This window comes from Veronia pacifica (genome assembly GCF_001707825.1).
In the GTDB taxonomy this organism is placed as follows: Bacteria; Pseudomonadota; Gammaproteobacteria; order Enterobacterales; family Vibrionaceae; genus Veronia; species Veronia pacifica.
On record NZ_LYBM01000002.1, the window covers coordinates 73173 to 97763 of the forward strand.

The 24591-nt window shown below is 46.4% G+C and carries 21 protein-coding genes and 1 pseudogene; 14 read left to right on the forward strand and 8 right to left on the reverse strand.

Annotated elements, in window-relative coordinates:
• Positions 1-3 precede the first annotated feature (3 nt).
• The 10 genes and pseudogenes from A8L45_RS01850 (at position 4) to A8L45_RS01895 (ending at position 10612) form a co-directional block, all read left to right on the forward strand.
• Positions 4-405 (forward strand): hypothetical protein, encoded by a 402-nt coding sequence (locus tag A8L45_RS01850; RefSeq protein WP_139122282.1) that lies wholly within the window; start codon positions 4-6, stop codon positions 403-405.
• A gap of 416 nt (positions 406-821) precedes the next feature.
• A complete protein-coding gene (locus A8L45_RS01855; RefSeq protein WP_068898633.1) occupies positions 822-1220 on the forward strand; it encodes a YbaN family protein in 399 nt (132 codons plus the stop codon).
• A gap of 107 nt (positions 1221-1327) precedes the next feature.
• Positions 1328-1873 carry an adenine phosphoribosyltransferase gene (gene apt / locus A8L45_RS01860; protein WP_068898985.1) on the forward strand — a complete coding sequence of 182 codons (546 nt, stop codon included), beginning with the start codon at positions 1328-1330 and terminating at the stop codon, positions 1871-1873.
• 153 nt (positions 1874-2026) lie between these two features.
• Positions 2027-4210 (forward strand): DNA polymerase III subunit gamma/tau, encoded by a 2184-nt coding sequence (gene dnaX, locus A8L45_RS01865; RefSeq protein WP_068898635.1) that lies wholly within the window; start codon positions 2027-2029, stop codon positions 4208-4210.
• A 27-nt stretch (positions 4211-4237) separates the two neighbouring features.
• Positions 4238-4567: a YbaB/EbfC family nucleoid-associated protein gene (locus A8L45_RS01870; RefSeq protein WP_068898637.1), complete on the forward strand. Its 330-nt coding sequence runs from the start codon at positions 4238-4240 to the stop codon at positions 4565-4567.
• A 2-nt stretch (positions 4568-4569) separates the two neighbouring features.
• A complete protein-coding gene (recR, locus tag A8L45_RS01875; protein ID WP_068898639.1) occupies positions 4570-5172 on the forward strand; it encodes a recombination mediator RecR in 603 nt (200 codons plus the stop codon).
• A 162-nt stretch (positions 5173-5334) separates the two neighbouring features.
• A complete protein-coding gene (gene htpG / locus A8L45_RS01880; protein WP_068898641.1) occupies positions 5335-7239 on the forward strand; it encodes a molecular chaperone HtpG in 1905 nt (634 codons plus the stop codon).
• Between the two features lie 163 nt (positions 7240-7402).
• Positions 7403-8047, forward strand: a complete 645-nt coding sequence (adk, locus tag A8L45_RS01885; RefSeq protein WP_068898643.1) for an adenylate kinase — start codon at positions 7403-7405, stop codon at positions 8045-8047.
• 177 nt (positions 8048-8224) lie between these two features.
• Positions 8225-9193 carry a ferrochelatase gene (gene hemH, locus A8L45_RS01890; RefSeq protein WP_068898645.1) on the forward strand — a complete coding sequence of 323 codons (969 nt, stop codon included), beginning with the start codon at positions 8225-8227 and terminating at the stop codon, positions 9191-9193.
• 115 nt (positions 9194-9308) lie between these two features.
• Positions 9309-10612 (forward strand): annotated as a pseudogene (locus tag A8L45_RS01895) (inosine/guanosine kinase).
• A 77-nt stretch (positions 10613-10689) separates the two neighbouring features.
• Here the strand turns inward: A8L45_RS01895 and asnB are convergent.
• The 4 genes from asnB to nagB form a co-directional block, all read right to left on the reverse strand.
• On the reverse strand, positions 10690-12357 hold the full coding sequence (asnB, locus tag A8L45_RS01900) for an asparagine synthase B (protein WP_068898647.1): 1668 nt from the start codon (positions 12355-12357) through the stop codon (positions 10690-10692).
• 361 nt (positions 12358-12718) lie between these two features.
• Positions 12719-13936 carry a DNA-binding transcriptional regulator NagC gene (gene nagC / locus A8L45_RS01905; protein ID WP_068898649.1) on the reverse strand — a complete coding sequence of 406 codons (1218 nt, stop codon included), beginning with the start codon at positions 13934-13936 and terminating at the stop codon, positions 12719-12721.
• Between the two features lie 7 nt (positions 13937-13943).
• Positions 13944-15080 (reverse strand): N-acetylglucosamine-6-phosphate deacetylase, encoded by a 1137-nt coding sequence (gene nagA, locus A8L45_RS01910; RefSeq protein WP_068898651.1) that lies wholly within the window; start codon positions 15078-15080, stop codon positions 13944-13946.
• Positions 15081-15095: 15 nt separating this feature from the next.
• Positions 15096-15896 carry a glucosamine-6-phosphate deaminase gene (nagB, locus tag A8L45_RS01915; RefSeq protein WP_068898653.1) on the reverse strand — a complete coding sequence of 267 codons (801 nt, stop codon included), beginning with the start codon at positions 15894-15896 and terminating at the stop codon, positions 15096-15098.
• 267 nt (positions 15897-16163) lie between these two features.
• Here nagB and nagE point away from each other — a divergent pair, with 267 nt between their 5' ends.
• Both nagE and glnS read left to right on the forward strand, forming a co-directional pair.
• Entirely contained in the window at positions 16164-17723 is a 1560-nt protein-coding gene (nagE, locus tag A8L45_RS01920; RefSeq protein WP_068898655.1) for an N-acetylglucosamine-specific PTS transporter subunit IIBC, read from the forward strand.
• Positions 17724-17932: 209 nt separating this feature from the next.
• On the forward strand, positions 17933-19603 hold the full coding sequence (gene glnS / locus A8L45_RS01925) for a glutamine--tRNA ligase (protein WP_068898657.1): 1671 nt from the start codon (positions 17933-17935) through the stop codon (positions 19601-19603).
• A gap of 63 nt (positions 19604-19666) precedes the next feature.
• Here glnS and fur read toward each other — a convergent pair whose 3' ends face one another.
• From fur to A8L45_RS01945, 4 genes are all read right to left on the reverse strand, one after another.
• The gene (fur, locus tag A8L45_RS01930) at positions 19667-20113 is read right to left on the reverse strand and encodes a ferric iron uptake transcriptional regulator (RefSeq protein ID WP_068898659.1); all 447 of its coding nucleotides are present in this window, start codon (positions 20111-20113) and stop codon (positions 19667-19669) included.
• Positions 20114-20497: 384 nt separating this feature from the next.
• Positions 20498-21025: a flavodoxin FldA gene (gene fldA / locus A8L45_RS01935; RefSeq protein ID WP_068898661.1), complete on the reverse strand. Its 528-nt coding sequence runs from the start codon at positions 21023-21025 to the stop codon at positions 20498-20500.
• A 119-nt stretch (positions 21026-21144) separates the two neighbouring features.
• Positions 21145-21366, reverse strand: coding sequence for a DUF2788 domain-containing protein (locus A8L45_RS01940; protein ID WP_068898664.1), 222 nt, complete (start codon positions 21364-21366; stop codon positions 21145-21147).
• Between the two features lie 69 nt (positions 21367-21435).
• Positions 21436-22200, reverse strand: a complete 765-nt coding sequence (locus A8L45_RS01945) for an alpha/beta fold hydrolase (protein WP_068898666.1) — start codon at positions 22198-22200, stop codon at positions 21436-21438.
• Positions 22201-22300: 100 nt separating this feature from the next.
• Here A8L45_RS01945 and seqA point away from each other — a divergent pair, with 100 nt between their 5' ends.
• Together seqA and pgm are read left to right on the forward strand one after the other, a co-directional pair.
• Positions 22301-22846, forward strand: a complete 546-nt coding sequence (seqA, locus tag A8L45_RS01950; RefSeq protein WP_068898987.1) for a replication initiation negative regulator SeqA — start codon at positions 22301-22303, stop codon at positions 22844-22846.
• Between the two features lie 37 nt (positions 22847-22883).
• Positions 22884-24530: a phosphoglucomutase (alpha-D-glucose-1,6-bisphosphate-dependent) gene (pgm, locus tag A8L45_RS01955; RefSeq protein WP_068898668.1), complete on the forward strand. Its 1647-nt coding sequence runs from the start codon at positions 22884-22886 to the stop codon at positions 24528-24530.
• The last annotated feature ends 61 nt before the right edge of the window (positions 24531-24591 follow it).

The following is a 24591-nucleotide window of genomic DNA, read 5'->3' on the forward strand; positions in this document are numbered from 1 at the left end:
GAAGTGATGTACAGATTAAAAGTAGGCCTTATATGTCTATTGCTCTTGGCTGGTTGTAAGGCAAAAAGTGGCGCTGGTTTGCCGCCTTCTGAATTCGAAGGCAAAGTACCAAATGAAGTCAATCAGAGGCTTTTAGAATTAAATTATGTTCCTACCAAATCAATGCGTGGTTCAACAGGGTATTATTTTTATGATGACAGACGCGCTCTACTGACTGTTACGCATAGATTACGAAGCAGTAGTTGGACTTGGACAATGAATAAGTCCGATATTGAACCCTCGATAAGAGCTGACATGTGCGAGCGATTCTCTGATGAACTGGCGCTTGGTGTTGGAATCCGCAACTGGTTTGTGGGGAGTGGCGGCTTTGTAACCAAAACTCTAGTGGCTGAAGATTGTCAGTGACATTCTCTTGATAAAGTTCGTTGTTTACGTAGTTTCAAGAGCTCCGCTATGCGGGGCTTTTCTGTTTTCATGTCGCGAAACCTCCTGTCACGACCCTTCGAAAACCCAGTATGCTAGGGTATTTATATAGCAGTGCGAGTCTGTTTAAATTTGATCTTTATTCCATCTGTTGTGAAACTGCTGGTGTTTAATGCTTCTTACATTTGCTTCAGCAGGGTATATTGTAACCATATCGTCGATGCCCAGAGCGGGCAGAAGATATCCACGGAGGGGAAATATTTAAATGGAAAAAGAATATCAAGAGCCGTTTAATCTGCTCTACTTTTTGGGTTTACTGGGTGTATTTCTGATACCCACTCTTCCGGCCACCATCACATGGTTTAAAATGCTGGCAGGCTGAGCGAACAGGAGAGACAGTGAAAAATAACCTCAAACGCTGGATATTATTGTTTTTCGGGTGGCTTTGGCTAGTTGTCGGCCTAATTGGGATCTTTGTGCCTTTACTTCCGACAACACCGTTTCTTCTTCTCGCGACAGCTTGCTTTATTAACAGTTCACCTCGTATCGCTGAGTGGCTGCTCAATCATCCCAAATACGGGCCAACTATCGTGAATTGGCGGGAACATGGGGCTGTGACAAAGAAAATTAAGCGGCGCGCCAGCTTCTTCATTGTAATCAGTTTTACGATTTCTATTCTTATTTCACCCATCCTCTGGGTTAAATGGATGCTGGTGGCATTCTGCGCGACATTATTAGTGTGGTTTAATCGTCTGCCTGAGAGCGATGCAGTTGCCCCTGTCTCAGAAAATTCTTAACATATTACTTTCACAGGAGCAGTAGCTGACGGCCTTGGATGCATTTATCCCATCACTATGTCAGGCTCTGGTCCTGTATTTTCACTTCACTAAGTCATACCAATATCATGAATCAAGACAAAAAAAACATCATTAAAGAGAATATCAAAACCGTTCCCGATTATCCCAAGCCTGGCATCATGTTTCGCGATGTGACAAGTCTTCTGGAAAATGCAACTGCATATCAGACAACGATAGATATGTTAGCTGACAAATATCGCGACGCTGGATTTACTAAAATCGTAGGTACTGAGTCACGTGGCTTCCTGTTTGGTGCTCCTTTGGCGCTTGAACTGGGGATCGGCTTTGTACCTGTGAGAAAGCCGGGTAAACTGCCGCGCGAAGTGATTTCAGAAGATTACGAGCTGGAATATGGCTCTGACACGCTTGAAATTCATAAAGATGCCATTGTGTCAGGTGACAAGGTCCTAATGGTTGATGATTTGCTGGCGACAGGCGGGACGATCGAAGCGACCACTAAGCTTATTCGGCGTTTAAATGGTGATGTTCAGCACGCCGCTTTTGTTATCAACCTGCCTGAAATTGGTGGTGAGCAACGTCTGACGTCACTTGGAATAGATGTTTACAGTCTGATTGATTTCGAAGGCCACTAACCGTCGTATACATTTAGGCATCCTAGCCTTGATCGAGTGCTGGCACTTTTTACTTCATGGCTGATGACAAAATAGTCGGTTGTGAGGTGATGCTTCGCGCCGATCTTTGCCATGTGCTACGATGGCAACATAGCCGGAATAAATAGAGATTATATGACTTATCAGGTATTAGCGCGCAAGTGGCGTCCTCATGTATTCAAAGACGTTGTGGGTCAATCGCATGTGCTTACAGCCCTGGCAAACGCCTTGGATCATGATCGCCTCCACCATGCCTACCTGTTCAGCGGAACACGGGGTGTAGGTAAGACGACTATCGCCCGGATTTTTGCGAAGGGCCTGAACTGTGAGCAGGGCGTGACTTCAACCCCTTGTGGTCAGTGTAGCGCCTGTGTCGATATTGACGAGGGACGCTTTGTTGATCTGTTAGAGATTGATGCCGCGTCACGTACCAAGGTCGAGGATACTCGAGACCTGCTTGATAACGTGCAATATAAGCCTGCTCGGGGGCGTTTTAAGGTCTATCTGATAGACGAAGTGCACATGCTGTCTCGTCATAGCTTTAATGCTTTGCTTAAAACGCTGGAAGAGCCGCCGGAATATGTCAAATTTTTACTGGCGACAACCGATCCCCAGAAGCTGCCGGTAACCATATTATCCCGATGCCTCCAGTTTCATCTCAAACATCTTGATGCAGGTCAGATTCATCACCAACTCAGCCATATACTGGCCGAGGAAGCGGTTACGTCTGAAGACAGAGCTCTGTCGCTGATCTCCCGCGCAGCCGAGGGCAGTATGCGTGACGCTCTTAGCCTCACTGATCAGGCGATTGCTCTGGGCAATGGAGCCGTCAATGAGACTGACGTGACTGAAATGCTGGGTACGCTCAGTATAGACCAGGCTTTGTTGCTGCTTGAAGCACTGGTTGAGGGGACGCCTGATGTGTTGATGCAGTGTCTCGAACAACTGGCTGAAGTTGGCGTAGAGTGGGATGGCTTACTGAGAGAACTCGCCGCCCAATTGCACCGTATCGCCATGGCTCAGACGCTCCCAGCAAGTGTTGATATCAGTTCGCCAGATGCCGAGCGTGTGACCAAACTAAGCAAGGATACGACGCCTCAGGATATTCAGCTTTTTTATCAAATAGCTCTTCAAGGGCGGCAAGATCTACCTTATGCTCCGGATGGTAGAGCAGGGCTAGAAATGGTATTGCTGAGAATGCTCGCTTTCAGGCCTGCTGTCGCCGGACAGTTTGAGCCAACGACCATCGAAGTACCAGCCAGCGAGCCTACATCAAAAAGAGCTCGCCCGGCTGAAGAGAAAACGTTGGCTTCACAACAGGTTGCCAATCAAGGTGGACAATCACAGCTTGCAGCGCTAAAAGCGCAGGTTGCGAACACGGGACGCTCGGAAAAGCCTCCGGTTAATCCCCCAGTTAAAGCCACCTCTGCCCCTGAACCAACACAGCCGTCGCAGGCATCGCAGCATGCTGTTGATCCTCAGTTGGCCTCGCACATGGCTGCTATGGAACAAATGGATCAGCTTGATGACGAAAATCCGTCTGAAGACCTTGAGCCAGCAGCGCCTGTTAACAGACCAACTGAACAGCCGAAAACAGCGCCTACGGCAACATCTGCCAGCACACTGGTTGCAGCTCGTAATATGCTGCGCAGCAGGGTAAAAAAGGGAGATGATGGCGTAAAAAAGACGGATAGGGTATCAGCACCGAGAAAAAATTCGGTGTCGGTACTCGATCGCATAGCGGACAAACACAAGCCGATGGATCCAGCACTGATGGCCACCACAGTGCCCGATAAACAGGATCTTCGTCAAGGTGATTACCAGTGGCAGGCCAAAAACACACCGGCACCCGAGAAAGTGGCACAACTCACGCCGAAAAAGATAAAATCGGCATTGAGCCACGAAAGAACACCTGAAATGCGGGAAAAGTTGGTGTACGAATCACGCCAGCAGGATACATGGTGTGAAATGGCAAATGCGCTGGATATAGCAAGACTGGTCAAACAGATGGCTCTCAATGCGTCAATGGAGAGGCACGAAGATACGATTAATCTATATCTGAGGCCGGAGCAGGCACACCTTAAGACAGACAACGCTGTTGCTCAGCTGGCTCAGGCACTTTCTGAACAAGTGGGAAGCCCCATTTCATTGAATGTTGAGCTAGGGCAACAGGGAAAAACGCCACTCGAATGGCGTGATGATATATACGCAGGCAAGCTGGCACAGGCCAGTCAAAGCCTGAGTGATGACCCGAACATTCGCTTTATCTGCCAGCGTTTTTCAGCTGAAGTGGATGAAGACAGTATTCGACCAATTTAAAACAGCCAATCAAAAAGAGAGAGTAATATGTTTGGTAAAGGCGGAATGGGTAACCTGATGAAGCAGGCGCAGCAAATGCAAGAGCGCATGCAAAAAATGCAGGAAGAGATTGCCAATATGGAAGTGACTGGTGAGTCAGGCGCAGGCCTGGTGAAAGTTACCCTTACTGGCAGCCACAGCGTGCGTCGTGTTGATATCGACGAGAGTCTGATGGAAGACGACAAAGACATGCTGGAAGATCTGATTGCAGCAGCCTTCAATGACGCATCGCGCCGTATTGAAGAAACTCAAAAGGAAAAAATGGGTTCTTTGACCGGTGGTATGCAGATGCCCCCGGGCTTTAAAATGCCGTTCTAATCATGCGTACCAGCCAACTGCTTGAACAGTTGATGGAAGGGCTTAGGTGCTTACCTGGTGTTGGCCCTAAGTCTGCGCAGCGTATGGCGTTTCACCTCCTTCAACGAAACCGTCAGGGGGGGATTCAGCTGGCTGAAGCTCTGTCGGCGGCAATGACAGACATTGGCCACTGTAGCCAGTGCCGAACGTTTACTGAAGACGAAGTATGTGGCATCTGTGTTAACCCCCGTCGTCAGGAGAATGGTTTGATATGTGTGGTTGAAAGTCCCGCAGATATCGCAGCCATTGAGGCGACAGGGCAATACTCAGGGCGGTATTTTGTTTTAATGGGCCACCTGTCACCGCTCGACGGCATAGGCCCATCAGATATCGGTCTGGATTTGCTTGAGCAGCGTCTGAAAACGGAATCTATCACTGAAGTTATTCTTGCTACCAACCCTACGGTTGAAGGTGAGGCTACGGCTCATTATATCGGTGAGCTGTGTCATGAATACGAAGTGGTTGCTAGCCGTATTGCCCATGGTGTTCCTATGGGTGGTGAACTTGAGCTAGTGGACGGCACCACGCTGTCTCATTCCATCGTTGGGCGACATAAACTTGCCTGATTCAAAGCCATGCCTCTGAGCATGGCTTTTTTGTATAAAAATCTCCCATTCAGACTGCCCAAGTCTCCATCTTTAATAAAAAACATCGACCAAGGGTTGAAAATCTGGATTCCAACCCTATTTATTTGCTGTTAAATGGTAGCCCTTATCTATGGAGTTCAAATGAGCGATCAAGCAACCTTGCACAGTAAGGAAACTCGTGGTTTTCAATCAGAAGTCAAGCAGCTGCTTCACCTGATGATTCATTCTTTGTATTCAAACAAAGAGATTTTCCTACGTGAGCTGATTTCCAATGCATCGGATGCAGCAGACAAGTTGCGCTTTAAAGCACTGTCTGCGTCTGAGTTATACGAAAACGACGGTGACCTGCGAGTTCGTCTGAGTGTAGATAAAGAAGCAGGTACTCTGACGATCGATGATAACGGTATTGGTATGACCCGTGATGAGGTCATAGAAAACCTGGGCACTATCGCGAAATCAGGTACGGCAGACTTCTTCAAACAACTTTCTGAAGACCAGACCAAAGACAGCCAACTGATCGGTCAATTTGGTGTTGGTTTTTACTCTGCCTTTATTGTTGCAGACAAGGTAACTGTTGCTACCCGTGCCGCCGGTGAAGATGCCGCCTCTGGTGTTCAGTGGGAATCTGCCGGTGAAGGCGATTACACCATCGAAGGCATAGAAAAAGCGGAACGTGGTACCCGTATTACCCTTCACCTGCGTGAAGATGATAAAGAATATCTTGACGACTGGCGTCTACGCGAAGTTATTGGCCGTTACTCTGACCACATCGGTATTCCAGTTGAAATCTGGGCACTTGAGCGTGACGAAGAAGGCAAAGAAACAGAAAACGGTAAGTGGGAAAAAATCAACAAAGCTCAGGCTCTATGGACCCGCTCTAAATCTGATATCAAAGAAGAAGAATATCAGGAATTCTACAAACACCTGTCTCATGACTTCGCTGATCCTTTGAGCTGGAGCCACAACAAGGTCGAAGGTAAAAACGACTACACCAGCCTTCTTTACATTCCATCGAAGGCACCGTGGGATCTGTTTAACCGTGAGCACAAACATGGCCTGAAGCTTTACGTTCAGCGTGTCTTCATCATGGATGACGCGTCTCAATTCATGCCGAGTTACCTGCGTTTCATCCGCGGTCTAATTGACTCTAACGATTTGCCTCTGAACGTATCACGTGAGCTACTTCAGGATAACAAGGTGACTCAGTCGCTACGTAGTGCCTGTACCAAGCGTGTATTGACCATGCTTGAGCGTATGTCTAACAACGACAGTGAGAAATACCTCAAGTTCTGGAATGAGTTCGGACTGGTACTGAAAGAAGGCCCGGCTGAAGACATGTCAAACCGTGAGAAGATTGCGGGTCTGTTGCGTTTTGCGTCTACAAACAATGACAACAGCGATCAAACCGTGTCTCTTGCTGACTATGTCTCACGAATGAAAGATGGACAAGATAAGATCTATTACCTGACGGCTGATTCTTATCAGGCGGCAAAAAATAGCCCTCACCTTGAGCAGTTCCGCGACAAGGGCATTGAAGTGGTACTGATGTATGACCGCATCGATGAGTGGCTGATGAGCTACCTTCCTGAGTTTGACGGCAAGCAATTCCAGGCGATCACGAAAGCGGATCTGGACTTGAGCAAATTCGAGGAAGAAGGCGAAAAAGAAAAGCGTGAAGAAACCAAGAAAGAATTTGAGTCAGTAGTAGAGCGGACGAAAACTTATCTGGGTGAGCGTGTTAAAGACGTTCGTACTACCTTTAAGTTATCGGGTACACCTGCAGTTGTGGTAACCGATGAGTTTGAAATGGGTACACAAATGGCAAAACTGCTGGCTGCTGCTGGTCAGGATGCTCCTGAAGTGAAATACATTCTTGAGCTGAACCCAGAGCATACCTTGGTGCAGCAAATGGCCGATGAAGCGGACGAAGAAACATTTGGCCGCTGGGTCGAAATGTTGCTGGGTCAGGCGATGCTTGCAGAGAAAGGCGCTATGGATGACCCATCTCAGTTCCTTCAGGCTGTGAATTCGTTGCTGACTAAGTGATAATCGAAGTACGCAACAAATGTAAGAAACATAATCAGGCATTAAAATGTTCTGATTTGACCTGAAAGTTCAAGCCCGGACAGCTTCCGGGCTTGATAGCATTTTATGAACCGTGTATTTTGCGTCTTTTTCGCAAAACTCCACAAAATCAAAGGGGACAATTATGCGCATCATTCTTCTGGGTGCTCCAGGCGCAGGTAAAGGCACACAGGCGCAATTTATCATGGATAAGTATGGCATTCCGCAGATCTCTACGGGTGACATGTTGCGTGCTGCCATTAAAGCGGGTACTGAGCTGGGCAAACAAGCGAAGGCGGTGATTGACGCAGGCCAGTTGGTATCTGATGACATCATTCTGGGTCTGGTCAAAGAGCGTATCGCTCAGGAAGACTGTGTGAAAGGTTTCCTTCTGGATGGTTTCCCACGTACGATCCCGCAGGCAGATGGTCTGAAAGAGATCGGCGTTGACGTTGATTATGTTCTGGAATTCGATGTGCCTGACAGCGTCATCGTTGAGCGTATGAGTGGCCGTCGTGCCCACCTTGCATCTGGCCGTACTTATCATGTTGTTTATAACCCGCCTAAAGTAGAAGGTAAGGACGACGTGACAGGTGAAGACCTTGTTGTTCGTGATGATGATAAAGAAGAGACTGTTCGAGCGCGTCTGGGTGTTTATCATGATCAAACTGCGCCTCTGATTGCTTACTATCAGAAAGAAGCTGAAGCAGGCAATACACAGTATCTAACGTTTGATGGCACCCAAGCCGTTTCTGACGTGAGTGCTGAGATTGAGAAGAAACTGGCGTAAGTGAAATAACACAGATAAAAAGGCAATCAAATGATTGCCTTTTTTGATCTCAGGGACTTGCTCTCCCGTAACCTTGTTTCCCATAATATTTATTCTCTGGCGTTTTCGTGAACTCACCCTCTCTAATTACACGATGGAAGAGTAATATGTTCACGTGGCTTTTATTTGCAGGTATCTATGGAACAACAAAAAACAGGTATTCTTCTTGCCAATCTGGGTACGCCTGACGCGCCAACAGCAAAAGCTGTGAAGGCATTTCTTGCCGAGTTTCTTCATGACCAACGAGTTGTAGACCTCACTCGTTTCATCTGGTGCCCTGTGCTCCATGGCATTATTCTTCCTTTGAGATCTCCCCGAGTCGCCAAGCTATATCAGGAGATCTGGATGAAAGAGGGGTCACCATTAATGGTGTATTCAAGAAGGCAGCAACAAGCAGTAAAAGAGCTGACAGGTCTGCCTGTAGAGCTGGGTATGACATATGGTAATCCCAGCATGAAATCTGCGATTGAATCTCTGCAACAGCAAGGGTGCAAGAAGGTATTGGTGCTCCCGCTTTACCCTCAATACTCAGCAACGACAACGGCCGCTGTTTTTGATCGTGTCAGCAAAGCCGTCAAGAAAATGCCCCAAGTTCCAGAGTTCAGGTTTGTAAATCACTATTACAACCAAGAAAAATATATCGAGGCATTGGCGGTATCGATTGAAAAACACTGGTCTGAGCATGGCCGCGGGGATTTGTTGTTGTGTTCATACCATGGTATTCCGAAGCGTTACGCTGACAATGGCGACCCTTATCCCAAGCATTGCTTTGCCACAACTGAAGCATTACAGCAGCGCCTTGAGTTGGATGACGATCAAATCCGCACAACGTTCCAGTCTCGCTTTGGCCGGGAAGAGTGGCTGCAACCTTACACTGATAAGACGCTGGAAAAGCTACCGTCTGAAGGGGTAAAGCGGCTCGATGTTATCTCACCCGCTTTTTCTGTCGATTGTCTTGAAACACTTGAAGAAATTGATGGCGAATGCAGGGAAATCTTTATCGAGGCAGGTGGTGAATCATTCGAGTTTATTCCTTGCCTGAATGACAACCCGGAACACATTAGCCTGTTGAAAAACTTGGTAGAAACCAATATTTGTCAGTGGTAATGAGAAATTAATCTCGATTCTGTCGCACTATTTTTGCCCTATTTGTCTTTTAGGATATTTATAGTGTGATAGAATTCGCGTTTTTCCGCCTTCAACTGACGATGCATCGATAACCATGAAATTTCCAGGTCAACGTAAGTCAAAGCATTATTTCCCCGTCCATGCGCGTGATCCATTGCTTAATCCTTCCCTCGAATCCAAAAGTCTCAAACGTCCACATGTGATTGGTATTGACCAGACGCTGGTTGATATTGAAGCGAAGTCAGTGATGCGTTCCTAGAGAAATTCCAGTTGACCAAAGGTCAGTCGATGATCATTGATGATCAGCGCGCCGAAGCTCTTTATCAGGAGCTTAAAGCCAATGATATGATATCTCATGAGTTTGCTGGTGGCACTATCGGTAACACGCTGCACAACTATTCCAACCTTGCTGATGACAAGTCGATTCTGCTTGGTGTTATGAGCCGCGACATTACGATTGGCAGTTATGCCTACCGCTATCTCTGCAATACCTCCAGTCGTGTCGATCTCAACTATCTACAAGCTGTTCAGGGACCGATTGGCCGTTGTTACGCATTAATTAGTGAAGATGGTGAGCGTACGTTTGCCATCAGTGAAGGCCAAATGAATCAGCTCAAACCAGAGTCGATTCCGGAGCATATTTTTGAAAATGCCTCCGCACTGGTCCTGACTGCTTACTTGGTGCGTTGTAAAGAAGGCGATCCTATGCCTGAAGCGACCATGAAGGCGATTGAGTTCGCGAAAAAATACGACGTACCTGTTGTTATGACGCTGGGAACAAAATTCGTTATTCAGCAGAATCCACAGTGGTGGCGTGACTTCCTGAATGAGCATGTCTCTGTGTTGGCAATGAATGAGGAAGAAGGCGAAGCCCTGACAGGAGAAAACGATCCACTGATCGCGGCTGATAAAGCCCTTGAGTGGGTTGATATGGTGCTATGTACTGCTGGGCCAGTAGGCCTCTATATGGCGGGATACACAGATGAAGCTGCCAAGCGTCAGACAAGCTTGCCACTCCTGCCGGGATCGATTGCAGAATTCAACCGTTATGAGTTCAGTCGACCTGTCGTCAAAAAAGACAGTGATAACCCAGTTAAGGTATATTCTCATATTGCACCTTATATGGGTGGCCCGGAACGTATTAAAAATACCAATGGTGCAGGGGATGGTGCCTTGTCGGCAGTGCTGCATGATATGGCAGCCAACCACTACCATAAAGAGAATATTCCCAACTCCAGCAAGCATCAACACAACTTCCTGACATACAGCTCTTTCTCTCAGGTTTGTAAGTATGCTAACCGAGTGAGCTACGAAGTGCTGGCGCAACACTCACCGCGTCTTTCCCGTGGTTTACCTGAGAAAGAAGACAGTCTGGAAGAAGCTTACTGGGAGCGCTAATTTCTTCTCTGATGATAAGCTTTTTATCCAAACATAAAAAAACCCGGCAATGCCGGGTTTTTTATTAACAGATAAAGTTAGTCATAAGCTTCGTTATGAACAGACTGCACAGCACGGCCAGACGGGTCTGTCATGTTTTTAAAGCTCTCATCCCATTCAATAGCCTTAGCGGTTGAGCAGGCAATCGAAGGGCCACCAGGGACACATTTTGCCGCATCTTCAAGTGGGAACAGCTCTTCAAAGATCTCACGATACATGTAAGCTTCTTTGGTTGACGGGGTGTTATATGGGAAACGGAACTGCGCCGTTTCAAGTTGCTTGTCTGTAACTTTTGCTTCAGCAACTTCTTTAAGGGTGTCAATCCAGCTATAACCTACACCGTCAGAGAACTGTTCTTTCTGACGCCATGCGACGGACTCAGGGAGCAACTCTCCAAAGCATTCACGAATGATATGCTTCTCCATTTTGCCGTTACCGCACATTTTATCCTGAGGGTTGATTCGCATCGCGACTTCAAGAAACTCCTTATCCAGGAAAGGAACACGTGCTTCTACTCCCCACGCCGCCATAGACTTGTTCGCACGAGCGCAGTCAAAGAGGTTAAGCGCCATCAGCTTACGTACTGTTTCTTCATGAAATTCTTTGCTGTCTGGTGCTTTGTGGAAGTAAAGGTAGCCACCAAATACTTCATCGGCTCCCTCACCAGATAACACCATCTTAATACCCATAGCCCGAATTTTACGCGACATAAGGTACATAGGTGTTGAGGCACGAATGGTTGTCACATCATACGTCTCAATGTGGTAAACCACGTCACGAATAGCGTCCAGTCCTTCCTGAATGGTATAAGTCAGTTCGTGGTGAACAGTGCCCAAGTGGTCTGCAACCTTTTTGGCTGCTTTAAGGTCAGGTGCTCCGTCAAGTCCTATTGCAAAGGAGTGAAGTCTTGGCCACCAAGCTTGGCTTTGGTCATCATCCTCAACCCTTTTACCTGCAAATTTGTTAGTAATTCCAGAGATCACTGAGGAATCAAGGCCACCTGAGAGCAACACACCGTAAGGTACGTCAGTCATCAGCTGACGATGAACTGCATTTTCCAATGCTTCGGTCAGGGCTTTCTTGTCTGTTTCGTTGTCTTTTACGGCGTCAAACTCCATCCAGTCACGTTTGTAGTAACGAACTGGCTCGCCTTGCTTACTCCATAAGAAGTGGCCGGGAGGGAATTCACTGATAGTTTTACAAACAGGAACCAGTGACTTCATTTCAGATGCCACATAGTAGTTACCATGCTCATCATGACCGTGATACAGAGGAATAATACCAATATGATCGCGCCCGATGAGGTAAGCATCCTGCTCTTCATCATAAAGAATGAATGCAAAAATACCGTTCAGGTGATCAAGCAGTTCAGTGCCTTTTTCTTTGTAAAGGGCAAGGATGATTTCGCAGTCAGACTCAGTTTGAAACGGGTATTCCGGCGCTAACTCTTTGCGAAGTTCTTTGTGGTTATAAATCTCACCGTTTACTGCCAGTACATGGGTTTTGTCTGTGTTATACAGTGGCTGTGCACCGCTGTTAAGGTCGACAATTGCAAGCCTTTCATGGACCAGAACCGCCTTGTCAGACGAGTAAATACCAGACCAGTCAGGGCCGCGATGGCGCATTTTTTTTGACATTTCAAGCGCGGTTTCACGAAGTGCCGCGGCGTCAGTTTTAATATCGAGAATCCCAAATACTGAACACATAAATCCCTCTCAGCGATTACCACTATTTAAACAATAGCTTTTGTTATTGTGCGTAAATTTCTTGTCTCTCAATTTGCCAATATCACAAAAAAAAGCAACCTTAAAAGATAAAAAAACATAAAAAAAACCAACCTGATTTATTTTATTTAACAAAATACCGATTTAAGTGAATAAAACGCAATCCATGAGTAATGTTTATACAAAAAGTGATGACTAATAAAGGTCTCGACATACAAAGACAAAAAGAGTGGGTAGGTTTGCTGACGAATGAAAACGTAGGTCAATCAGGGGGCAGGGGAGAGTGAGATCGACTTCAAAATGAATAACGCCCCGGAGCCGGGGCGTATGAAAAGTAGCTGAATTAATGTTCGAGCAACTTTTGGAGTAAGGTGCCATTCAACATGGCGCGTTTAACCAACGCAAAGGGACCGATCGTAGGCGTGTCAGATAACTCAGACGACACAATAGGTAAGTTTTGATGGAAGGTTCTCAGAGACTGACCCTCGATACAACGTCGGATGGCAGATACGAGAATTTCTTCAGATTCTGTGATTTCTCCTGCCAACACAATCTGCTGCGGGTTAAACAGGTTAATCGTAATGGCAATAGCTTTACCTAGCTGATTTCCAACCTTCTGTAACACTTCTTTTGCCAGCGCATCATCCGCGTTTGCCGCTTTGCAAATATCAGAAACAGTGAGTTTATCTGTATGGTCAGCAAGCAGGCTTTTATGTCCTAGACCGAGCAACTGCTCTGCATGCTCTACGATGGCTGAATTTGATGCGACAGTTTCGAGGCAGCCGAAATTTCCGCACTGGCATTTTTTGCCGAGTGGATCAATCTGGATATGCCCTATTTCGCCCACGTTTCTGTTAATACCAAGGAAGACCTGACCATTAACTATGATACCCGCGCCTGTGCCGTTATGAACACTCACTAAGATTGAGTCCTGGTAGTGTCTGCTAGCACCAAAATAATGCTCCGCCAGTGCCTTACAACGGGTATCATTACCGATGTAACACTGAGCTTCAAACCTGTCAGAAATGAGCTGACTCATTTTCAGGTTGTCGACATCGATATTCGGCATGTATTCAACAATGCCAGCAACCGCGTCTACAAGGCCGGGAAGTGAAATGGAGATAGCGACTAATTCTCTGACCAAATCTTTGTGGTTACCCAAAAAATCAGTGATGTGCTGGTAAAGGCCTTCCATCAAAGATGTTTGGTCGTGATAGTCGAAGTTTTCAGCGTATTGAGCGAGAAGTTTACCTGAAAGGTCAAAAAGGGCGAGCTCAATTCTGTCGCGTCCGAGCCTAACTGCCAGAGCATGAAAAGGGGCAGACTCAGTCTTTAGCGATATCGCACGTCTGCCACCTGTGGATGCCTGTTGCGCGACCTCTTTTATAAGGCCGCGTTCCAGAAGCTGGCGGGTTATTTTGGTAACGCTGGCAGGCGCGAGGCTGCTAGCGTCAGCGATTTGGATCCGGGATATGGGTCCCTCTAAATCAATGAGACGATAAACGGCAGCGCCATTTAATTGCTTTACTAAATCAACATTACCAATTTGTCCGCCAGTCATAAACTTCCTAGTTATTTATGTATTCGCCATTCACAACCGTGGCTTTCACATTGAAGTCGCGATCGAAAACAGTGAGGTTTGCGACGAATCCTTTCTGGATTAGACCAAGCTTGTCATCAACACCAATAGCACGTGCAGGATAAAGGGTTGCCATTCTCAGGGCTTCATCCAACGCGATGCCAACATGTTCAACACTGTTTTGAACGGCTTCAATCATTGTCAGTGCCGAGCCACCCAGTGTGCCGTTTTCATCTACACACTTGCCATCTCGGTAATATACTTTCTTACCGACAAAAATAAAGTGATCCATGTCTGCTCCTGCTGGCGCTGCCGCATCGGTAACTAGGATCAACTTCTCGCCTTTGAGCTTGTGAGCAATTCGGATGTTGGCGTAGTCAACATGGAAGCCATCAGCAATGACACCTGTGTAAACCTCTGGCGTATCATAGATAGCCCCCACCATTCCCGGCTCACGGCCAACAATGGGAGTCATAGCGTTGAAAAGGTGAGTGGCGAAGCTAATACCCGCTTTAAAGCCTTTGCGTGCCTCTACATAACTCGCATTGGTATGACCAGCTGAGACGACAATCCCCGCTTTGACCAGTTTCTCAATGTGCGCTTGCGGGGTCAGCTCCGGTGCCAGCGTGACCTTGGTGACAACATCTGCATTTTCACAGATGAAATCAATCATGGCCTCATCAGAGTGACGAATAAAATCAACACTGTGAATGCCTTTTTTGGCGACATTCAAATATGGACCTTCAAGGTGAAGACCCAATGACTGGTTCTGATATTTGGCCTGATAATCACGGGCTACCGTGATTGCCTGCTTCATGTCTTCATCCGATGTGGTTATCAGAGTCGGGAGGAAGCTGGTACAGCCAGATTTGAGATTGGCGAGATGCATTGTCTGAATGACGTCAGCTGTGATCTCGTCATTGAGCATCACACCGCCACAACCATTCAGTTGCAGGTCAATAAAGCCAGGACTCACATACGCACCGTCCATGGAGCGTTTTTCAATGCCTTCCTGCAAGTCTTCTTCGAGGCAAACACTGTCGATGCGGTCATTTTTGACCACGATAGCATGTTTGTCTAAAACATCGCTTCCGGTAAAGATACGGCAGTTAGTCAGTGCATACATGTGGAGATCCTTACCTTACAGGTTGTTGATATTTTCCGCTTCCAGTTCCTGGAAGTATTTAACGGTTTTCACTTTCAGCTCAGCGGTTGATGGTTCGTCACAAACCATAAGCGCTTTAGGGTGAAGCTGGAGAGCGGAGATAGTCCAAAGATGGTTAACAGAGCCTTCAACTGCTGCTTCAAGCGCCAGCGCTTTGTTATGACCAGTGATAAGAATCATCACTTCTGCAGCGTCTAGAAGTGTACCCACACCGATAGTCAAGGCGTGTTTCGGTACCTGATTGATGTCGTTATCGAAGAAACGAGAATTCGCAATACGGGTATCTTCCGTCAGGGTTTTGATGCGTGTACGCGAAGACAGCGACGACGCTGGCTCGTTAAATGCGATATGACCATCGTTACCAACACCGCCCATGAACAGGTTGATTTTACCGTATGAGCGGATTTTTTCCTCGTAGCGGCGGCATTCAACTTCATGATCTGGTGCGTTGCCATCAAGCAGGTTGATGTTCGCTTCTTGAATGTTGATGTGGTTGAAGAAATTGTTGTACATAAAACTACGGTATGACTCCGGGTGATCTGCCGGAATACCGCAGTACTCATCCATGTTGAAAGTAACAACATGCTCAAAGCTGACTTCGCCTTGCTGATAGAGATGGATAAGCTGGTTGTAGGTATTGAGGGGTGTACCGCCGGTAGGAAGGCCTAATACAAAGGGACGGTCTGCAGTTGGAGAAAATTTGTTAATCGCATTAACAATGTAGCGCGCTGACCAAAGGCCGACTTCTTTTGAAGTCTTTAAAGGAATGAGTCTCACAGTAACACCTCGTAAAAACGTTCAGGAAAGCAGACATAGGATACCCCTTATGAATGCTCTTATCTTTATTTTCATAATAAAATAAGTTTCGTGAGTTAGCTACTAAATTGCTCACGAACTGTGCGTGTACAGTGATGATAGTCACAATTGCCCACCTTTTAATTTGCGGGTCGAAATTAATCGCATACACTCCCAGTGGCCGCATGGGATGGGTAAAGCTCCCATGCTGCTGTAAAACACCGAGAAAATACATAGGGGGAATTTACGGTGAATATTCTTGGATATCTTCAAAGACTGGGTAAGGCACTCATGCTGCCAATCGCAGTCCTTCCAGTGGCAGGTCTGCTGCTGCGTCTGGGGCAGCCAGACGTTTTTGATATTCCGCTCATGGCTCAGGCTGGTGGTGCGATTTTTGATAATCTGCCTCTTCTTTTTGGCCTTGGTATAGCGACAGGCCTGTCAAAAGACGGTTCAGGTGCAGCGGCTCTGGCTGGTGCGGTTGCCTATTTCGTACTGACTGCAACTGCAGGAACTGTCGATCCTACCGTTAAGATGACGTTCTTTGGCGGTATCATCGCAGGTATCATCGCAGGCCACTCTTACAACAGTTTCTACCAGACTCGCTTGCCTGAGTGGTTAGCGTTTTTCTCTGGAAAGCGTCTTGTACCTATCATGGCGGGCTTTTTCGCGCTGTTGATTGGTATTATTGCTGGTTATGTTTGGCCTGTAATTCAAAATGGACTGGATGCATTTGCGCATGCGGTTTCAAGCTCAGGTGCCATCGGTCAGTTCGCGTACGGTACGCTTAACCGTGCACTGATTCCAATTGGTCTTCACCACGTTCTCAACTCTTTCTTCTGGTTTGGCTTAGATACCTGTCAAGTTGTTAACGTACAGGCTGTTGCGGCTCTGAATGGTGCAACCCAGCTTTGTATTGACCCAGCAGTTGCTAAGCAACTGGCTGTTGGTCAGCCACATACCTTTGAATTTGCAAACTCAGTGAACCCAGAGATAACAACCGTTGTTAAAGAGGTGACTGAGACAATTAAGAACGGTGATATCAACCGCTTCTTTGGTGGTGACAAATCAGCGGGTACCTTCATGAACGGCTTCTTCCCGGTCATGATGTTTGGTTTGCCAGCTGCTGCACTTGCCATGTTCTTTGCTGCGCCAGCGAACAAGCGTGCACAGGTTGGTGGTGCGTTGTTCTCTGTTGCTCTGACCGCTTTCGTAACAGGTATTACAGAGCCACTTGAGTTCATGTTTGTATTCCTTGCACCTGCACTTTATGCACTGCATGCAGTCTTTACTGGTCTTTCACTAGTGATTGCGAACATGTTCGGTACTCTGCACGGATTCACGTTCTCTGCAGGATTGATTGATTTTGCACTGAACTGGGGACTGGCGACTAAACCGTTTACTCTGCTGTTAATCGGCCTTGGCATGTTTGTCCTGTACTTTGTTACCTTCAGCGTAGCTATTCGTGCCTTTGACCTTAAGTCTCCGGGTCGTGAAGACGATGACGAAACTGCTAGCTCTGATGTAAAGAGCTCAGACAACGGTGAATTGGCGAAACAGTACCTGAAAGCCTTGGGTGGCCACGGTAACCTTAAATCAATTGATGCCTGTATTACTCGTCTGCGCCTATCTCTGAACGATGCATCTGTCGTTGATGAGCGAGTGCTGAAAGCACTGGGTGCGAAAGGTGTTGTGAAGTTGGGTGAAAATAACCTCCAGGTTATCCTCGGCCCGCTGGCGGAAATTGTTGCTGGCGAAATGAAGAACATCGGTACAGGTGAAGACCTCACTGAAGTAAAACTCCCGTAATTTATTCATAAGTCGAAATAAATTACTCAGCCAGCCCTCGATGGGCTGGCTTTTTTTATGGTGTGAACAGAAGACGTTTGCACAAGAGCAAAACTTTTTTTGATAAATAAACAGAGGAAGTCACTCTAATGGTTGAGTAAAAGGTCGCAATCGTGGATCATTGGTGGTCACCAATTACATAATTCGGATATTCCCACGAGGTATTTTTGATGAGTGAGTCTGAGGCTCGTCCGACCAACTTTATCCGTCAAATCATTGATAAAGATCTGGAAAGTGGTAAGCACACAACTATCCACACCCGTTTTCCGCCAGAGCCAAATGGTTACCTGCATATTGGCCATGCGAAATCTATCTGCCTGAACTTCGGCATTGCTCAGGACTATAAAGGCCTGTGTAACTTACGTTTCGATGATACTAACCCTGAGAAAGAAGATATCGAGTTCGTAGAGTCGATTAAAAATGACGTCAACTGGCTGGGTTTCGACTGGTCTGGTGAGATTTGTTATTCTTCCGGTTATTTTGACCAGCTGTATTCATACGCTGTCGAGTTGATTGAAAAAGGGCTGGCTTACGTTGATGAGTTAAGCCCTGATGAGATCCGTGAATATCGCGGCACTCTCAAAGAGCCCGGCAAAAACAGTCCATACCGTGATAGAGCGCCAGAAGAAAACCTGTCGCTGTTTGAGAAAATGCGCGACGGAGGCTTCGAGGAAGGCAAAGCTTGTCTTCGAGCCAAGATCGATATGGCATCTCCCTTCATGGTAATGCGTGATCCAGTGCTATATCGAGTGCGATTCGCCCATCACCATCAGACCGGAGATAAGTGGTGCATCTATCCGATGTACGATTTTACTCACTGTATTTCTGATGCAATTGAAGGGATCACACACTCTCTTTGTACGCTTGAGTTTCAAGATAACCGTCGCCTGTACGATTGGGTCTTAGAAAACATTTCTATTGAGTGCACGCCGCATCAGTACGAGTTCAGCCGTCTTAATCTCGAATATACCGTGATGTCTAAGCGTAAGCTAAGTCAACTGGTTAGCGAGAATTTGGTGAATGGTTGGGATGACCCGCGTATGCCTACTGTTTCCGGTATGCGTCGCCGTGGCTATACACCAGCATCATTGCGTGAGTTTTGCCAACGAATTGGCGTGACAAAGCAGGACAACATTATTGAGATGGGATCTCTTGAATCCTGTGTCCGTGATGATTTGAATGAAAACGCGCCACGTGCAATGGCGGTGTTAGACCCTATCAAAGTAGTTATTGAAAACTACGAAGAGGGGAGTGTTGAAACACTGACTGCACCTAATCACCCTAATAAACCAGACATGGGCTCACGTGAATTACCATTCAGTCGCGAGCTATGGATCGAGCGTGAGGACTTCCGAGAGGAAGCGAATAAGAAATACAAACGTCTGGTACTGGGTAAAGAAGTTCGTCTACGTAATGCTTACGTGGTTAAGGCTGAACGCTGCGATAAGGACGAAGACGGCAACATTACCACGATATACTGTTCCTACGACCCGGAGACGTTAGGTAAAGATCCTGCTGACGGTCGTAAAGTGAAGGGTGTGATTCATTGGGTGTCAGCTGATGCAGGTGTTGAGGCTGAATTCCGCCTCTACGATCGCCTTTTCACTGTACCAAACCCGGCTGCTGCTGAAGACTTTGCAACAACAATTAACCCTGATTCACTGGAAGTGAAACGTGGATTTGTTGAGCCTGGACTCAAAGCTGCAGAGGCTGAAAAAGGTTATCAATTCGAGCGTACTGGCTACTTCTGTGTCGACAGCAAAGACAGTCAATCAGATAAATTGGTATTTAACCGCACTGTCGGTCTTCGTGATACTTGGGCCAAAATAGAGTCCAAATAAGAACGAATAGATACAAAAAACCGGAGCTTTTGCTCCGGTTTTTTTATTGCACTACGAAAAGGCTTATTTCTTGTCATGCAGGCTTGGATCAGCCTTACAGTCACCGTGTGCACAGACACCGTAAAGATAGAGGCTGTGATTCGTTAATTTAACGTTGTACTGGTGAGCAATCTCACGTTGACGCTGCTCAATGACTTCATCAGAGAATTCGATCACTTTGCCACAATCCAGACACACCAGGTGGTCATGGTGATACTGTGTTGCCAGTTCAAATACGGATTTACCCCCTTCGAAATGGTGGCGCGTAACGATCCCTGCATCGTCGAACTGATTAAGAACACGATAGACTGTCGCCAGTCCGATTTCTTCACCAATATCAATCAGTTTTTTGTACAAATCTTCCGCGCTGATATGCTGACAATCTGGCTGTTGCAAAACTTCCAGGATTTTTAAACGAGGTAAAGTGACCTTTAAACCTGCATCTTTAAGTGCTTTGTTATTGTCGGACATCTGGGATATTCCTACTTTGTTACCTGGTTACTTTGTTAAAACAGGCAAAAAACATATGGGTAAACTAGCAATTAGCCTAACAAATGAATGCTATGTCTGCCAGTGGAGTATAGGATTTACACGACGTTATTCATCGATTTGATTTAATCACAATTATTAATGCTCACTGAGCTCGCAAACTTATTAATTGGATAGCGGTAGTAATACAAATCTAATGCCTAAGTTTTGACCTATTGTCATCGGTTGGTATCTGTTTGTCGGGGGTTCAGTGTCTATTTAGTCTGAAACTCATTAATTCGAGACACACTTATGTGAGGTGAGTGGTACTCATCTTGTTACGTGATAAAAAAACGCCATTTCTGGCGTTTTTAAGCAACGAAATGCTTAGCCTTCTAGTTCAGCAAGGCACATTTCTTCATGGATTTGTTTTACCCATGCTGCAACTCGCTCGTCAGTCAATTCAGGCTGGCGGTCCTCATCAACACAAAGGCCAACAAAGCTACCATCCTCAACCAATGCTTTCGATGCTTCAAATTCGTAACCATCGGTAGACGTATGACCAATAATGGTACCGCCTTTGGTTTCTACGATATCTCTGACCGTACCCATGGCATCACAGAAATATTCTGAGTAATCTTCTTGGTCACCACAACCAAAGATTGCCACAAGTTTTGTTGAGAAATCAATCTGCTCTAGTTCAGGGAAGAAGTCATCCCAGTCGCACTGCGCTTCACCATAATACCAGGTCGGGATACCTAGCAGTAGCAAATCGAAGTTATCGATATCTTCTTTACTACTCTTCGCTATGTCCTGTACATGGACCAGATCTTTACTCAGTTGTTTTTGAATCATCTTAGCAATGGCTTCAGTGTTACCTGTATCACTACCAAAGAAGAGACCTACGCTTGTCATATTTTACGATACCCGTTTAATTTGTTATGTGGGCAACAATATGAGTAACCCACTCGAATCTGGGATAATGAACTTTACGTCATTGTCTATGTATTTGAGGACAAGGCTCATTGTTATCATCAGCCAATGCCTGCACCTTCCCAAAAAATTTGGATAACGCCTTTTGCGATAAAACCGGCGCACCCAAGGAAAAGTACCAGCCAAACAATACGTCGGCCAAATGGAGGTACTTCTCCTGTATTTAACACGTCCTTGATGGCCATACCAATAAAAAAGAAGATGCTTGCGAAGAGCAAGTCCAATCCAATTTTTTCGAGCAATGCATAATGCTCGTATAGCATCGACCATCTCCCTACGGTCTTTATCAGAGGCTAAAATATATCACAAAGAGTGAGCCGCTGTTAACGTGATCAGTTTTGTAGAAAGCGATTAATCACACGGCTCACTGTTTCAGGTTTCTCAGCGTGTAGCCAGTGACCAGTATTCGCGATCACATGCGCCTTAGCGTTAGGGAATGCTTTCTCTATATTCGCTTTGTGCTGTTGGGTGATGTAAGGAGAATCACCCCCTTTTAAAAACAATGTGTTGCCGTTATACACGGCGTCAATGCTCCAACCCATGATCTCAGCGTAGCCCTGCTCTAAGTTTTCAATATTGAAGCGAAATGTGAAATCTCCTTGTGATGTTTTAGCGAGAGACTTCATCAAAAACTGAATTATCCCAGGGTCGACGATGTAGTTTTGTAAAATGTCTTGAGCGTCTTTCCTTGAGGACAAAACTTCGTTACGAGCAGCATTGAGTCCGCGGAAGACAGCCTCATGCATGTTGTGAGTGTAAGCAATGGGGGCGATGTCAATTACTATTAATTGCTCCACAAGCTCAGAATATCGTAAAGCCACAGCCATTCCGACTTTTCCACCCATTGAGTGTCCAATAACCGTCACTTTTGATATTTTTTGCTGTGCAAGAAACTGAACAACGATCTCGGATTGATGTTGATAACTGACATCGGGATCGTGCGGCGAAAGGCCGTGATTAGGCAAATCAATTTGAAAAACCTGAAATGTTTTTGCTAACTCTCGGGCAATACCGCCAAGGTTTCCAAGGTCGCCGAAGAGGCCGTGAATCAACAGAACAGGTTGCCCGGTTCCCTGTACTTTGAAATTCAAAAACACGATTGTTTTCTCTCATAATGAATGCTTTGTCGTAGAGTATACCTTCCTAACTCTGTATAATCCTCAGGTGAATGATAAACAGGACACGATGATCAAAACGATGAAGACAATTGAGGTTGATGAAGAAATATACCGCTACATTGCCAGCCAAACCCAGCATATAGGCGAAAGCGCGTCTGACATATTGCGCCGCTTGTTGATGGCCCCTAAGAATGAACAAGTACTGGCTGCAACCCCGGCAAACTCTTCTCGTTCGCAAGGCATTGTTGTAAGCAAAGATGCTGGCAAAAATGGCGCAGTTGATCGTGTAAAAGAAATGCGTTCGCTGTTGATCTCGGATGAATTTGCGTCTCAAGAGAAAGCGATTGGACGATTCATGATGGTACTGTCAACATTGTATCGCATAGACAGCCATAGTTTTTCCGATGCAGCCGCGCTGAAGGGCCGCACACGAGTGTATTTTGCAGATAATGAGAAAACACTGCTCGATAGTGGAAAAACCACCAAGCCTAAACATATCCCAGATACCCCGTTCTGGGTTATCACCAATACTAACACCGGACGAAAACGTCAGATGGTAGAGCAGCTCATGGCTAAGATGGGCTTTGCTAGCGATATCACTGAAAAAGTTGCGGGTGAAATTTAATAATATAAAAATTCCGATAGAAAGGATGTCTTCTAATATGGCTAGTTTTCCTCGTGCGGGTCAGGCTGCTCAGCAGCAGGACCTGTACAATATTCCTTTGCTTGTTGCTAATTACTTTCAGATCCAGCCTGAACCTGAGAATACCCTTCATCGGGTAGCATTTGGCACCTCGGGCCACCGTGGTTGTGCTGATAAGGCAACATTTAACCAACACCATATCTGGGCTATTGCTCAAGCGGTCGCAGAAATCCGTGCTGAGCGCGGAATAGAGGGGCCATTATATGTCGGCAAAGATACGCATGCTCTCTCTGAGCCTGCGTTTTGTTCCGTATTAGAGGTGTTGATCGCTAATGGTGTTGAAGTCATCGCTCAGGAAGCAGGCGGCTACACGCCAACGCCCGGAATTTCCCATGCCATTCTGAATTACAACCGTCAGCACGATAAACAGGCTGACGGGATTGTGATCACTCCTTCTCACAATCCACCACAAGACGGTGGCATTAAATACAATCCTCCTCACGGTGGACCAGCAGAAGGGGAGTTTACAACCGCAATTGAAAATCGAGCCAATCAATTGATTGCCGATGGTCTGCGTGAAGTAAGGCGTTTACCGTTACAAGATGCAAAAGACAGTGACCTGTTCGTGGAACAGGATTTGGTCATGCCATACGTATCAGAACTGACAGATGTCATTAACTTTGATGCTATTAAGCAGGCTGGTCTTAAACTTGCCGTTGACCCATTAGGTGGCTCGGGTATTGACTACTGGCATGCGATTGCCCACCACTTTGATTTAGACATCACATTGGTTAATCAGGCTGTCGATCCATCGTTCCGGTTTATGAGTCTGGACAAAGATGGCGTGATCCGAATGGATTGCTCGTCACCTTATGCGATGGCGGGTCTTCTGAGCTACAAAGATGATTACGACCTTGCCTTTGGTAACGATCCTGATTTCGATCGTCATGGCATTGTTACTCCTTTTGGATTGATGAACCCTAATCACTACCTTGCAGTGTGTATTGATTACCTGTACCGCCACCGCGACGGATGGTCACAAGACGTTGCTGTCGGCAAGACATTGGTATCAAGTGCCATCATCGACAAAGTGGTTGAAGACTTGGGTCGTGAGCTTTGCGAGGTTCCAGTAGGTTTTAAGTGGTTTGTTGATGGCTTGTATAACGGCAAACTTGGCTTCGGCGGTGAAGAGAGTGCTGGAGCGTCTTTCCTTCGCAAAGACGGCACCCCATGGTCAACCGATAAAGATGGCATTCTTCTTTGTCTGTTGGCGGCGGAGATCACTGCAGTAACTGGTAAAAATCCTCAGCAGTATTATGACGAACTTGCTCAGAAGCATGGTTCATCGAGCTATAACCGTATTCAGGCAGTGGCTAACGTCGAACAGAAAGCAGTACTCAGCAAACTTTCACCAGAAATGGTGACTGCCGATACGCTGGCAGGCGACACAATTACTGCGAAGCTGACTCATGCCTCTGGTAATGGAGCAGCTATCGGTGGTCTTAAAGTGACTACCGATTTTGGCTGGTTCGCCGCTCGTCCGTCGGGCACTGAAGATATCTACAAAATTTATTGCGAGAGTTTTAAAGGTTCAGAGCATTTAGCAAAGATAGAGCAGGAAGCACAATTGATTGTCAGCGCCGTGTTTGAAGACGCAGGCCTGTAATCTTCCAGTATTCTTCGTATAAGTAAGTTTACTGAACACTAATAAGGCCGCCATTTTGGCG